A 12,923-nucleotide genomic window follows, 5' to 3' on the forward strand; every position below is an offset into this window, starting at 1 on the left:
TCATGCAGACTCCCCCGGCCTCGTTTTCACGGCGATGCCCCACGCCGCGAGCACGGCGATGCCTAAGAACCAGGCCGCGCAGACCACCAGACCCGCAGCCCCGGTGCCGTTGACGGCCTCGCCGGCCGCGGATACGGGGGTGTGCCCGGCGATTCCGCGCAGGAGGGGACGGAAGTGGTCGGCGGGCATGAGCACCGTGTTGACGAACATCGCAACGATGATTAACGGGATGAGGGCCACGGAACCCTGGGGGCTGGTGATGGAGAACGCGATGTACGTGCCGGTGCATGCGGCCGCCGCGGCAACCATCGCCCCGGTCACCGCGATCCTCCACCACCAGGACACCTCCGGGGGGCCGTCGGAAAGCAAGGCGGCCACCGCCGCGACGACGGCCGTCATCGCCATGATCCGGATGAACTCGGCAATGATCCGTGCGGCCGGCACGGCCGCGTACGGTGACGGCATGGTGATTAACCGCTCGTGGAAGCCATTGCTGCGTTCAACGAACACGGTGGACGATCCCGTGATGGCCAGGATGAACGCCCACGCCGTCACGACCAGGATGACCGCGTTCCGGAGTTCGAACTCTCCGGTGAGCTGCCTGACCAGGCTACCGAACATGCGGTTGACGATGAACAGGTACACGAGCGGAGCAATGAACGTCATGAACCAGAAGTCGGGGCGCCGCAGCCAAATGTGGGCGATGCGCCGCAGATGCACGAAGATGGCGCGGATCATGATTCGCTCCTCGAGGTGAACCGGCGGATGAACAGGACGATTCCGGCGACCACCGCAACACCGAGCCACAGGGCTGCCTCTTCCCCGGCGCTATCCGGGAAGGCGTCCGGGGACGCCGCCCTGATCACCTCGATCATCGGCGAAAACGGCATGTGACGTACGACGTCGCGCAGGGAGCCGTCCAAAGCGGTCGCCGGAATGAACGCGGTGGAGAACATGAGCAGCAGCATTTCCAACGCCTGGATCGATGAGGCCGTCGACACCGGGGCGGGCACCATCAGAATCACCCCGTCCGTGACCAGGGACAGGACCGCCGCGGCGAGCAGCGACCACAGGACAGTCCACGCGACGTCACCGACAGCCATGTCGAGGCCGCAGGCCCACGCGACGACCAGCAGCGCCGCGATCGACGCGGACATCCGCAGCACATCGGTGGCGAGCCTGCCGGCGACATAGCCGCCTGTGGCCCCGGGCAACACGCGCACGCGGTCAACGAGCCCGGATTCGACGTCCTGTCCCACCGCCATCGCCGACGCCGCGGCAGTGAACATCGCCGCCTGGAACAGGCAGCCGCCGAGCACGAAACGCAGGTACCCGAAGCCGGATTGCCCCGCCGAGTACCCAAACACCGCGTACAGGCACAGCAGGAAGAGGGGCGGAACTACGAACATGGAGATCAGCGACGCGGTGTTGCGTCGCAACAGCAGCAGATCCCGACGGAGAAACGCCGCGACCGACGTCGCACTCATCGCGCCGCACCCCCTGCGTTCATCGATATGAACACCTCGTTGAGGGTGGGCGGCGACACGCTCAGCGAATCCGGCGACGCTTCCGAGGCCTCCATCGCCTGCGCCACCGCCTCGAGGACCCGCGGTCCGGGGTCGACGTCGAGGGACACCGACTTCCCCGCGACGCGGGCGCCGTCTAGGCACGTTCCCCCGAGGCAGCGGGCGAACGCCTCCGCCTCGGCGGCGGTGGCGAAGGACACGCGGAGCACGTGCGACCCGAAGTCGCGACGCAATTCCTCCGGCGTTCCGCTGGCGACGATGCGGCGATCCTTGAGCAGATGGACGTGGTCGGCCAGCGCCTCCGCCTCTTCCAGGTACTGGGTGGTCAGCACCAGGGTCATTCCGTCGTCACGCAGTTGCCGGATGAAGCCCCACAGCTCTTCGCGGCTGACAGGGTCCAGCCCCGTCGTGGGTTCGTCGAGGAACAGCAGCCTGGGCACGACGCACAGCGACGCGGCGATGTCGAGACGGCGCCGCATGCCACCCGAATAGGCCGACGCCAGCGTCGAGGCACTGTCCGCGAGTGAGAATTGCGCGAGCAGTTCCGTCGCGCGGGCGGCCGCGGCGGCGCGGTCGAGTCCGCGCAGCCGCCCGAAGAACTCCAGGTTCTCCCGGCCGGTGAGGTTCTCGTCGATCGCCGCGAATTGGCCGGTGGTGGCAATGTCGGCGCGCACGCCCGCCGGGTCCTCTTTCACATCGCGCGAGAAGATGCTCACCTCGCCGGAGTCGGCGGTGATGAGCGTCGACAGGATTCGGATGAGGGTGGTCTTGCCTGCACCGTTGTGGCCGAGGAACGACACGATCGCCCCGGCGGGCACGGTAAAACTCACGCCGTCGAGCACATGCTTGCGCATCCGGGCGCCGCGCTTTCCCTTGCGCCCGCCGTCCGGCGGGGTGCCCGCTTTGCCCGCAATCGGGTAGCTCTTCGTGAGGTCGCGGACGACGATCGCCGCACCTCGTTCAGCTTGATCCGTCATCGTTTCCCCTTTTCTTTGGTATCGCAGTGGGCCGCTGTCGGCAGCGGCCCCGTGGTCGGGTTGTCATGCGGCACCTCGATATGGATGCCCGCATCGCGGGCGAAGGCGAGGACCGGTTCGAGGAGCCGGGGGTGGCCGACGAGATCCCGGCACCCCGGCGCGACCGGCTTCCCCGCGACCGCCACAACGGTGGCGGCAGCAATCGCCGCGGTCATTTTGTAGGAACCCGGGCCAGTCGCCCGGACGACGGTCGTCTCGGCCGGTGCCTGGTCACGGCCTCGAACCACCTCGGGGGATCGGCGACCACCTCGGAAACCGGCAGCAACACCTGGTCGTACCCACGAAAAAGGGCGTAGACGTGGAAGCCGATCAGCGAAAGGTTGTGGGTCAAAGGCAGCCACGTGAGCATCTTGTTCTCGTACCGGTGCGCGTGGCGTGGGATCGTCGCGCGCAGACCGTTCAGCACGGACTCGTTGGTTACGATGACGCCCTTTGGCGATCCCGTGGAGCCGGACGAAAACTGGATGAGGGCTTCGCCGGCCGTCCCACCTCGCACCGGGAACGCGGGGACCGTCCCGGCGCCATCCCCGGAATCCACCTCCCCCGCCTGAGAGAAGTCCGTTTCAGCATCACCCGGCATCGCCGCACCCGGTTCCACGGCAGCGTCATTGACGATGGACACGTCGAGCAGCCGGTCCTCGCCCACGACCACGGCACCGTTTGCACCGGTGAGCAGCGTGTGACTGCGTTCGTCGACCAGAATCGGGGCCCCGGGCATCATGTCCGAGAGCGTCCGCACCCTGTCGACATCAACCGGGCCCGACACCGGCGGCGCAAGCGCCGGAACCGCGCCGGCGTAGACGCAGCCCCAGAACGCCCGGATGAGCCCGCGGTTCTCCGAAACCTGGAAGATCACGCGATCGCCGGGGCCGATGCCGGCTTCGGCCAACCGAGTCGCAGCCGCCACCGCCTCCGCATGGACCTGGCCATACGGGACGAAGACGTCCCGCCGATTCTCGACGAAGGTGATCCCCTTTTTCGTCTCATCGGCCTTGTCCCGAAGCACGTCGCTGATGGTCCGGATCGTGTTCATTGGTACCTCTTTCGGTTGTCGGCGCCATGCCGGTGCCGGGCGGACCGGGCCCGCATGGCGTGACCCGGAGGATGTGTCTGAAGGGTTGAAAGGGGTGAAGCAACTGGGTGGGGCGCGTCTCCGCACAAGCTCGGAACCGCTCGCGGGCCCGGGACCCGCCGGTTCTGGGTGCCCGTCAAGTCACTGCGGACACCAGGGCGGCGACGAAGGCCGCGGCGGACGCTGCGGCCGCGAACCCGTCACGCACTCGCCAGGGGTGATCGGTGCGGAAGGTGCGCCGCGGATGGCGGCCGAAGTTGCGCATCGCCAGGGTCAGGGACAGCTTTTCGGCGCAGCGCACGGCGCTAACGAACAAGGGAAAGGCGATGCGCGCGGGCGTCGTCGCGCGAATGAAACCGGAGCGGAAAGACTGCTCCGGTCGCATCGAGCGCAATCTAATCGCCCATGTCAGCTGGGGGATTTCGCTGCGCAGGAACGCCGCGATGCTCACCCCGGCAATCGCTATGGTGCACCATGTGTAGGGCACCCGGAGGCGTTGCACCATGGCGTCGAAAAGCTCCTCGACGCGCATGCACGCGGAGACCAGGACCGTCCCCGCGAACACGGCCGTCAGCAGCAGTCCGTGATGGATGCCGTGGCGGACGGCCCCCGCCGGATCCCCACCTCCGTAGAACTCGGAGCGCCACCCGAGCAGGCCGAAGAACACCCCGATTAACAGGACGAGAAGGACCTTCCCCGCCGTCGCCCGAACGTCGCGTTCCGCGATCGCAGCGAGTGCGAGGAACGCGCCCCCCGTCAGCGCGAGAACGGCGTCTCCGCCGGAGAGCAGCCCGGCGACGAGGACGAGCATCACCGCCGCGACGATCGTGATGGCGTTCAACCCCGCGCGCCTCCGAGCGTCGGATTCACCGGTCCAGGGGCTTTCGTCCCCGGACGTCCGTGCGCCGGCGGCGGGCAGTGCGCGATCCCGCCGGGACGACTCCGGGGCAGCCGGCACGGCGGCCGCGGGACCGGACCAGGCGACCTTCCCTTCGGCGACGATGCTCGCCCGATCCGCCCACGTTCGCGCGACACGGCGGTCGTGGCACGTGAACACAACGGTTCCGCCGGCCCCGGCGTATTCCGCCAGCGCATCCAGCACGATGCGCGAGCTCGGCGAATCCAGGTGCGCCAACGGCTCGTCGAGAAGCAGCAAACGGCGATTGGCCGCCACCGCCAGGAAGATGCCCAACCGTCTTTTCTGTCCGCCCGACAGGACGAACGGCGAGACGGGGTCAAGTGCCCGGGGGCACAGGGCTTCCCGCAGTTTCCGCAGCTCATCGGTGCCGAGTGGCCCGTGCGGGTCCGTGCCGGCCAGCGCGGAGTCGATTTCCGCGGCGACGGTCGCGCGGGTGAACTGGTGCTCGGGGTTCTGGAACGCCCACGACGCGAAGGCGTCGGGGGCGCGCCGGGCTGGCTCGCCGTCAATCCGGATGTCCGCTCCCGCCTTCATCTGGCCCGACAGCACCGCCAGCAAGGTGGACTTACCGGCTCCGTTGGCACCGACTAGGGCATGAATCTCGCCCCGTTCCAGTGTCAGATCGGCCCCGTTCAGGATCCTCTCCCCGCCTCGGGCCACGTGGGTTCCGGTCAAGGCCAGCAGTGGAACGGCATCCGCCTCTGATTCCGGATCGGGACGGTCCGGCGCCCCCGTGCCCGGCGTACTGGCGTCCGGCGTTCCGGCGGTCGCGGCCGTCGTCGCAATGCCCTTCACCGCGATGCCATCCGGCGCTCCGTGGGCGGCGACGCTCCCGTCCGCATCGAGGATTGTCACCGTGTCGACCCACCCGTCGAACGGACGGAGGTCGTGCTCGATGAGCAGGATGACGCGCCCCGGGGCCCGCAAATCACGGATGGCGGCGAACAGCGCCCGCCGACCGTCCTCGTCGACGTGGGCCGCGGGCTCGTCGAAGATCATGACCTCCGGCGCCCTGGCCACCGCACCGGCGATGGCCATCCGCTGGCGTTGCCCGCCCGACAAAGCCCACGGATCCTTCTCCGCGAGCTCTGACAGCCCGAGCTCCGATAGAGCCTCGGCTGATCGCTTGGCGACGATACCGGCTTCCACGAGGGAAAACTCGAGGGCCATGGACACGTCATCGACGACTCGGAGCGTGAGCACCTGCGTCGCCGGGTCTTGCCCGACGAAGGTGACCCGGTCCCCGTCCACGGGGCGTTCGGTGCCGTCGGCATCGACGATGTGCACGAATCCGGCATGGTCGATGGGGATGTGCGAGGGAATCAGTCCAGCGATAAGGTGGGCCAGGCTCGTCTTTCCGCACCCCACGGGTCCCGTGATGGCGTTGATCGTGCCGAAATCGAAGGAGAGATCCACCATGTCGGGTGCCCATCGCCCATCGGCGTGCCGCACGCCCGCGCCACTAACCCGTAACCGGGCCGGGACCGTCCCGCGTGTCGCACCGGCGCACACGGATGCTCCGCCGGTCACCGGGTGACCCCGCGGCTGCGAAGCCCCTTTGCGACGGCAAAGCCCAGGACCAAAAACACCAGGCTCGATGCCAAGGCTACGGCGAAGCTGATCAGGGTCATGGGCGTGGTCGGCGAGTCGACGCCGACTGCGCGCGGGGCCATCGTTCCCATCAGCGCGGAGAACAATATCGCCGATGCCACGAACTGGGGACGCGTCCACCGCCGGTACAGGGTGACCATGAACGGAAGCTCGATGAGTAATCCTTCCATAATCAGCGCCCCGATTGCGGCGACGCCGAATGGGGTGGTCGCCGCGGACACGACGCCCATGGCAAGGCACGCGATAAGGCTCGCGCCAGGCTTGCGGACGACGATGAGGGGAACAACGCACTGCAGGAACCACAACCCGAGCGTCGCCGCGACGAGATAAACGTGGGCGATGCCAGCGAACACCTGCAGGTAAGTCAGGGGCACGACGATGAGAGACCCCGCGACGCCGATTGCGGCGGCGACGAGCATGTCGCGGGTGGATGGTCGGCCACCCGCTGCGACCGGTGCGACGTGCACCAACCGCCCGTCACCCGTCCCGTCTGGGCCCGCGTCCCCGGCTTCCCCTCCGGAGAGGGGTTCTCCGGTCGATCCACGTTTTCCGTTCATCGTCGCCGCCTCGCTTCCGTTGCCGATTCCCAATCGGGAACACCACCTGAAACAGCATTAGGTTAGGCAATGCTTATCGACTTACGCCAGGCTCAATTTGCTGACCTTACCCCCGCCCCCCCCCGTTACCGTGATGGTGCCCCCTCACGGGGCGCGGTCACCGGGCCCGGCATGGCTTATCTGCGTGAACATTTCCATAATCCGGGGGTGTTGCCACCGGACACCGGGGATAACCGCTGACAGCTAATAGGGCCACGGACCAAACAGAGGTCTCGTCGTAACGTGGGTGCCTGCAACGGATGTCCAAGACACCGGCGACCAGCCGCAACAGAAGGACACCACCATGGAACCGTCCAGAACACCCGAAATCATCATCGGCCTCGACGTCGGCAAAACCGGCCACCATGCCAGCGCGCTGACCAACACCGGCGAGAGAATTTACGACAAACCACTGCCCAAAGACGAAGCCGCACAGCGCGAAATCTTCGCGTCCATGCAAGCCCACGGCAGCGTTCTCATGGTCGTCAATCAACCCAACACGATCGGCGCCCTGCCCATCACCGTGGCCCGCGACTGCGGTTGCACGGTCGGAGACCTCCCCGACCTAGCCATGCGAAAAGCAGCCGACCTCTACCCTGGACGATCAAAAACCGCCGCCGGGATGCATTCATCATCGCCGACACCGCCCGCACCATGCCACACACACTGCGGGCAGTCGACCGCGACGACGAGACACTAGTAGCGCTGAAGATGCTCGCCGGATTCCACGACGACATCGCCAAAGACGCCACCCGAAAGAAAAACCGCCTTCGCAGCGTGCTCACACAGATTCACCCCGCACTCGAGCGCGTCTTTGCAGGCGAGATTCTCTCGCGCACGCTGGTGCTGGACTCGCTAATCCACTACGAAGGTCCGACAAAACTGGCCGCCGCAGGTCGAGGCCGGGTCCTGAAGTGGATACGCAACCGCGCCAAGAAGGACCCTGTTGCCCTCGCAATTTTCGCCGCCCTTGCCGAGCAAACTGTCACGGTACCCGGCATGGCGGCAGCAGAATTGGTCATTCCCCAGCTGGCGGCGAACATCGAAGAGCTTCAAGCACAGCGCGACACGATCGCCGGACATGGCTCGGAGATGCTCGAATCGTTCCCTCTTGCCCAGGTCTTGATGTCGATGCCCGGCGTAGGCATCAAGACCGCCTCTAACATCTTGTTGTCCATCGGCGATTGCCAGGACTTCGCCGACGCCGCGCACTTGGCCGCTTACGCCGGCATCGCGCCGACCACCCGGCAGTCGGGTACGTCGATCCGCGGCGAGTTTCCCACCAGGGCCGGCAATAAACAGTTGAAAACGCGATGTTTCGATCGGCGTGGATCGCGTCGAACTGCCATCCCGCATCGCGCGACTACTACCCGCGTAAACGGGCTGAAGGACAGAAGCACAATGCCGCGGTGATGTGGCTTGCCCGGAGCCGCTGCAACGTCATCTATGCCCTGTTGACTCGGCGTGAGTTCTTCCGAGAAATCCCTGCTAGAACCATCGCCACGGCTGCGTAGGCCGCTGCGCTGATCACCGCCGGCCCGCACGATGCGGCCCGGCGATTAGTCATGGCTACACCCCCATACGATGTACGTGAAAGTCCCGCCTGACTATTGACAATCCACATAGGGACCCCACGCGGATCGGGACCGAGTGGCGGCCGACCCCTCGGCCCAACAGCGCCCGAAGCCGCGCAGAACCAGGTCCACCAGCGGTAAGCGATAGCGGCCTCCCGCACCGAAAGCTCCGTCCCCCTCCCCCCTGCCCTCCCCATCGCCTCAACCCCCGTGGTTTTGGAGGGGGGGGGAAGAGGGCGTTCGAGGGCTCAGCAGCTCAAGCTCAGGTCCGCCGCCTTAGAGCTCGTCGATGTGCTTGCGCTTCGGGTAGACCCGCGGACGAGCGCCTGCGATCTCCTCAGCAATGCGGATGACCTGGTTGGAGTAACCGAACTCGTTGTCGTACCAGACGTAGAGCACCAGGTGCTTACCGTTGGCGATGGTAGCCAGACCATCGACGATGCCAGCATGGGTGGAGCCGACGAAGTCGGTGGAAACCACTTCCGGGGAGTGGATGTAGTCAATCTGCTGGCGCAGAACGGACTTGAGGGAAACCTCACGCAGGTAGTTGTTGACTTCGTCGCGGTCGACCTCAGTGTCGAGGGTCAGGTTCAGCACCGCCATGGAAACGTCCGGGGTGGGAACGCGGATGGCGTTACCGGTCAGCTTGCCCTCGAACTCCGGCAGAGCCTTGGCGACGGCCTTTGCGGCACCAGTCTCAGTGAGAACCATGTTCAGGGTGGCTGCGCGACCACGGCGGGAACCCTTGTGGAAGTTGTCAATCAGGTTCTGGTCATTGGTGAAGGAGTGGACGGTCTCGACGTGACCGAACTCGACACCCCACTTGTCATTGACGACCTTCAGCACCGGGGTGATGCCGTTGGTAGTACACGAAGCTGCCGACAAAATGTTGTCAGATTCCTCGATGATGTTGTGGTTGATTCCGTAGACGATGTTCTTCACATCGCCCTTGCCCGGCGCGGTAAGCAGAACCTTGGAAACACCCTTGGACTGAAGGTGCTGTGACAGTCCCTCGCGGTCACGCCAACGACCGGTGTTGTCGATGACAATCGCATCGTTAATGTCGTAGGCGGTGTAGTCAACAGTTGCCGGGTCATTGGAGTAAATGACCTGAATCGGGGTGCCATTTGCCCAAATAATGTTGTTTTCGCGGTCAACCGAGATGGTGCCGTCGAATGCACCGTGGACGGAGTCACGGCGCAGCAGCGAAGCACGCTTGACAATGTCGTCCTCACCATTCTGGCGAACCACAATAGCGCGCAGGCGCGGGCCGTTGAACAGTGCCTCACGAGCCAGCAGAATGCGAGCCAGCAGACGGCCGATGCGGCCGAAACCGTAGAGGACAATGTCGGTCTTCGGGGTCTGTGTCCCGGCACCGATGACGTCGGCAAGCTCACGCTCGAGGAATGCGCGCAGATCGCCGCCTTCCTCTTCGAAGCTGGTAGCCAGGGCGCCCAGGTCAATGGAGGCGGTGCCGAGATCCATCTTCACCAGTTCCTGCAGAATCGGCAGGGTCTGACTCAGGGGCAGCTCCTGCGAGGTGATGCGACGGGCGTAGCGGTGCGACTTAATGATGCCGGTCTCGGTAACGTTTTCCAGTCGGCGGCCGAAGATTGAAGTCACGACATCATTGTTGCGGCGCAGTTGTCCCAGGAGGGGGATCATCTGCTCTGCAAGGCTGATGCGCTCATTCCAGTCATTGCGCTTGATGGGGGCCGAATCCGACATAAATCCTCCTGGCTTAAATGAGTATGAGTTCCCCCTCAAAATACCCCGCACACGCTATTCACCGGCTATCGCCCTCAACTGGGTACCCCGTATTGTGGCCCAGCTTTCACCCAATCGGGGGAGACACCGGGAGACACCTCAAGGAAGAAAATTGAACCCTACTTACCCGTTAGAATAAGAGCCATGACGGAACCCCTGGATATCCAGCAGCAATCTCCCGCCCAGCCGCCATACCGCCTTGTAGTCACGGATATGGACGGGACTCTACTAAATGAAGACAAGGAAATCCCGGAGTCCTTTTGGCCGGTAGTCACGGAGCTGCTCGACCGCGGTGTCCACTTCGCTCCCGCGTCGGGCCGCCAGTACGCAACTCTGGCCGACCAGTTCGCCCCCATTGCACACCGCATCCCAATCATTGCGGAAAACGGCAACTATGTCGCGGATGCGGGCGAGGTGGTTTCGGTTACCAGTATCGACCACGACATCGTCACTCAGTTGGTACACGCGATCCGCCAGTTCAACGACAACCGTGTGGCGGCGGGCCGTACTCCCCTGTCGGTTATTATCTGCGGCGCTGCCAGCGCATACGTGGAGTTTTTCCCGCCGCATTTCAATATTCCGGAGGAAGTTCAGCAGCTGCAGTTCAACGAGGCCGCCAAGTACTACCTGAAGCTGCAGAAGGTCGATGATGTCATCGCCGCTGCCGCCGAGGACGGCATCGTCAAAATTGCCGCCTTTGATCCTTACTCCGTCGAAGAGGAATCGGCCGATTACCTGCGTTCCCAGAGCCCGCACTTGCGCGCGGTAGTCTCCGGTGCCCACTGGGTCGACCTCATCGATGCCAACACCAACAAGGGCACGGCACTCGCCGCCCTGCAGGAGGCCCTAGGTGTCTCTCCTGCCGAAACTGTCTGCTTCGTTGACTACCTGAATGATCTCGAGCTCATCGACCACGCAGGCCGTTCGTTTGCCATGTCCAACGGTCACCCGGAAATCAAACGCCGCGCCACCGACATCGCACCGTCGAACGCGGAGGAAGGCGTCATCACGACGCTGCGCGAGCTGTTCAACCTCTAACTGCAATTGACCCCTTACCCCACTGGAGCGGTAAGTTAGAAAGGTTGAACCCGATTCCCTTATTCCGATTTTCTTTTTAAGGAAAGCGTAGTTTCCCTGTGACCACTCTCGCCGAAGAAGCCGCACGCCGCCGCACATTCGCCGTCATCGCACACCCGGATGCCGGTAAGTCCACGCTCACCGAGGCGCTGGCGCTGCATGCTCATGTCATTAACGAAGCCGGTGCTGTCCACGGCAAGGCCGGCCGCAAGTCGACTGTGTCCGACTGGATGGACATGGAGAAGGATCGCGGCATCTCGATTGCCTCTTCCGCGCTGCAGTTCGAGTACCAGCCAGAGGGGCACGACGGCGAGCCGTACATGATCAATCTCGTCGATACGCCTGGTCACGCTGATTTCTCCGAGGACACCTACCGTGTGCTCACCGCTGTCGACGCCGCTGTCATGCTTGTCGACGGTGCCAAGGGTCTCGAGCCTCAGACGTTGAAGCTGTTCCGGGTTTGTAAGTCCAACGGAATTCCCATCGTCACCGTCATCAACAAGTGGGACCGCCCGGGTAAGGCTCCCCTGGAGTTGATGGATGAGATTGTCGCGGAGATTGGCCTGCAGCCGACTCCGCTGTACTGGCCAGTCGGTGAGGCCGGCGACTTCCGCGGTCTGCTGGAGCGTGGTGAGGACGGCGAAGCCAAGCAGTTCATCGGCTTCGAGCGCACTGCCGGTGGCGCCACTATTGCCGCTGAGCGTCACCTCACCCCAGATGAGGCCGCCGCAGAGCAGGGCGACGCCTGGGAGACGGCAGCCGAGGAGTCCGAACTGCTCTCCGCCGATAGCGCTGACCACGACCAGGAGATGTACCTCGCTGGCGACACCTCTCCGGTGATTTTCGCCTCCGCCATGCTGAACTGGGGTGTCCACCAGATCCTGGACACTCTCTGCGAGCTGGCTCCGGCACCTGGTGCCCGCGAGTCCGACCCGGCTGCCGTTGCCGCTGCAGCGGCTGGCGGCCAGGGGGCTATCGTCGAAAAGCGCGAACCGACGGATGATTTTTCGGGCGTCGTGTTCAAGGTGCAGGCGGGTATGGATACGCACCACCGCGACAAGCTGGCCTTCATGCGCGTTGTCTCTGGCGAGTTTGACCGCGGCATGCAGGTCACGCATGCGCAGTCGGGACGTACTTTCTCCACAAAGTATGCTTTGACCGTTTTCGGCCGGACACGTTCGACTGTGGAGACGGCTTACCCGGGCGACATTGTCGGCCTGGTCAATGCGGGTTCACTGGCGCCGGGTGACACGATCTACGAGGGCCGCAAGGTTCAATTCAAGCCGATGCCGCAGTTCGCGCCCGAGCACTTCCGCACTCTGCGCGCCAAGAGCCTGGGCAAGTACAAGCAGTTCCGTAAGGCTGTCGATCAGCTCGATGCCGAGGGCGTGGTGCAGATTCTGCGCAACGATGCCCGCGGCGATGCCGCCCCGGTGATGGCCGCGGTCGGCCCGATGCAGTTCGAGGTCATGATGGCACGCATGGAAAACGAGTACAACGTCGAGACCATCGCCGAGCCAATCCCCTACTCCGTCGCCCGCCGCACGGACGAAGAGACCGCGCCTGAGCTGGCAAAGCAGCGCGGCGTGGAGATCTTCACGCGTTCCGACGGCGCCCTCATCGCCCTCTTCGGCGACAAGTGGAAGCTGTCCTTCATTGAGAAGGAGCACCCGGAGTTCACGCTCGAGACGCTGGTCGCTGACTAGAGTTCTCGGTTGCACACAGCGGCAGCGCCAATAACAAC

9 protein-coding genes and 2 pseudogenes are annotated in these 12,923 nt (G+C 64.6%); 3 read left to right on the top strand and 8 right to left on the bottom strand.

The features are described 5' to 3' along the window. From EGX79_08605 to EGX79_08635, 7 genes and pseudogenes are all read right to left on the bottom strand, one after another. Nucleotides 1–738 carry an ABC transporter gene (locus EGX79_08605; protein AYX82237.1) on the bottom strand — a complete coding sequence of 246 codons (738 nt, stop codon included), beginning with the start codon at nucleotides 736–738 and terminating at the stop codon, nucleotides 1–3. After that, nucleotides 735–1,487 (bottom strand): ABC transporter, encoded by a 753-nt coding sequence (locus EGX79_08610; GenBank protein AYX82238.1) that lies wholly within the window; start codon nucleotides 1,485–1,487, stop codon nucleotides 735–737. The genes EGX79_08605 and EGX79_08610 overlap by 4 nt, the downstream gene beginning before the upstream one ends. Continuing rightward, nucleotides 1,484–2,503, bottom strand: coding sequence for an ATP-binding cassette domain-containing protein (locus EGX79_08615; protein ID AYX82239.1), 1,020 nt, complete (start codon nucleotides 2,501–2,503; stop codon nucleotides 1,484–1,486). Before EGX79_08615 ends, EGX79_08610 begins: the two co-directional genes overlap by 4 nt. Continuing rightward, a pseudogene (locus EGX79_08620) lies at nucleotides 2,500–2,763 on the bottom strand (saccharopine dehydrogenase). Before EGX79_08620 ends, EGX79_08615 begins: the two are co-directional and overlap by 4 nt. Continuing rightward, entirely contained in the window at nucleotides 2,715–3,596 is an 882-nt protein-coding gene (locus EGX79_08625; GenBank protein ID AYX82240.1) for a hypothetical protein, read from the bottom strand. Before EGX79_08625 ends, EGX79_08620 begins: the two are co-directional and overlap by 49 nt. 175 nt (nucleotides 3,597–3,771) lie before the next feature. Then, nucleotides 3,772–6,084: an ATP-binding cassette domain-containing protein gene (locus EGX79_08630; GenBank protein AYX82241.1), complete on the bottom strand. Its 2,313-nt coding sequence runs from the start codon at nucleotides 6,082–6,084 to the stop codon at nucleotides 3,772–3,774. Further along, the gene (locus EGX79_08635) at nucleotides 6,081–6,722 is read right to left on the bottom strand and encodes an ABC transporter permease (protein ID AYX82242.1); all 642 of its coding nucleotides are present in this window, start codon (nucleotides 6,720–6,722) and stop codon (nucleotides 6,081–6,083) included. Before EGX79_08635 ends, EGX79_08630 begins: the two co-directional genes overlap by 4 nt. Nucleotides 6,723–7,065: 343 nt before the next feature. Between EGX79_08635 and EGX79_08640 the strand changes: the two are divergent. Further along, a pseudogene (locus tag EGX79_08640) lies at nucleotides 7,066–8,275 on the top strand (IS110 family transposase). 336 nt (nucleotides 8,276–8,611) lie between these two features. Here EGX79_08640 and EGX79_08645 read toward each other — a convergent pair. After that, on the bottom strand, nucleotides 8,612–10,063 hold the full coding sequence (locus EGX79_08645; GenBank protein ID AYX82243.1) for a glyceraldehyde-3-phosphate dehydrogenase: 1,452 nt from the start codon (nucleotides 10,061–10,063) through the stop codon (nucleotides 8,612–8,614). Nucleotides 10,064–10,246: 183 nt separating this feature from the next. Between EGX79_08645 and EGX79_08650 the strand changes: the two genes are divergently transcribed. After that, on the top strand, nucleotides 10,247–11,140 hold the full coding sequence (locus EGX79_08650; GenBank protein ID AYX82244.1) for an HAD family phosphatase: 894 nt from the start codon (nucleotides 10,247–10,249) through the stop codon (nucleotides 11,138–11,140). Nucleotides 11,141–11,238: 98 nt separating this feature from the next. Further along, a complete protein-coding gene (locus EGX79_08655) occupies nucleotides 11,239–12,885 on the top strand; it encodes a peptide chain release factor 3 (protein AYX82245.1) in 1,647 nt (548 codons plus the stop codon). Nucleotides 12,886–12,923 lie beyond the last annotated feature (38 nt).

The sequence above is a fragment of the Corynebacterium jeikeium genome (assembly GCA_003955985.1).
Lineage (GTDB): Bacteria > Actinomycetota > Actinomycetes > Mycobacteriales > Mycobacteriaceae > Corynebacterium > Corynebacterium jeikeium_D.

Coding starts and splice junctions, on each gene's coding strand:
- EGX79_08605 (AYX82237.1), bottom strand. CDS start 738: ATGATCCGCGCCATCTTCGTGCATCTGCGGCGCATCGCCCACATTTGG.
- EGX79_08610 (AYX82238.1), bottom strand. CDS start 1,487: ATGAGTGCGACGTCGGTCGCGGCGTTTCTCCGTCGGGATCTGCTGCTG.
- EGX79_08615 (AYX82239.1), bottom strand. CDS start 2,503: ATGACGGATCAAGCTGAACGAGGTGCGGCGATCGTCGTCCGCGACCTC.
- EGX79_08625 (AYX82240.1), bottom strand. CDS start 3,596: ATGAACACGATCCGGACCATCAGCGACGTGCTTCGGGACAAGGCCGAT.
- EGX79_08635 (AYX82242.1), bottom strand. CDS start 6,722: ATGAACGGAAAACGTGGATCGACCGGAGAACCCCTCTCCGGAGGGGAA.
- EGX79_08645 (AYX82243.1), bottom strand. CDS start 10,063: ATGTCGGATTCGGCCCCCATCAAGCGCAATGACTGGAATGAGCGCATC.
- EGX79_08650 (AYX82244.1), top strand. CDS start 10,247: ATGACGGAACCCCTGGATATCCAGCAGCAATCTCCCGCCCAGCCGCCA.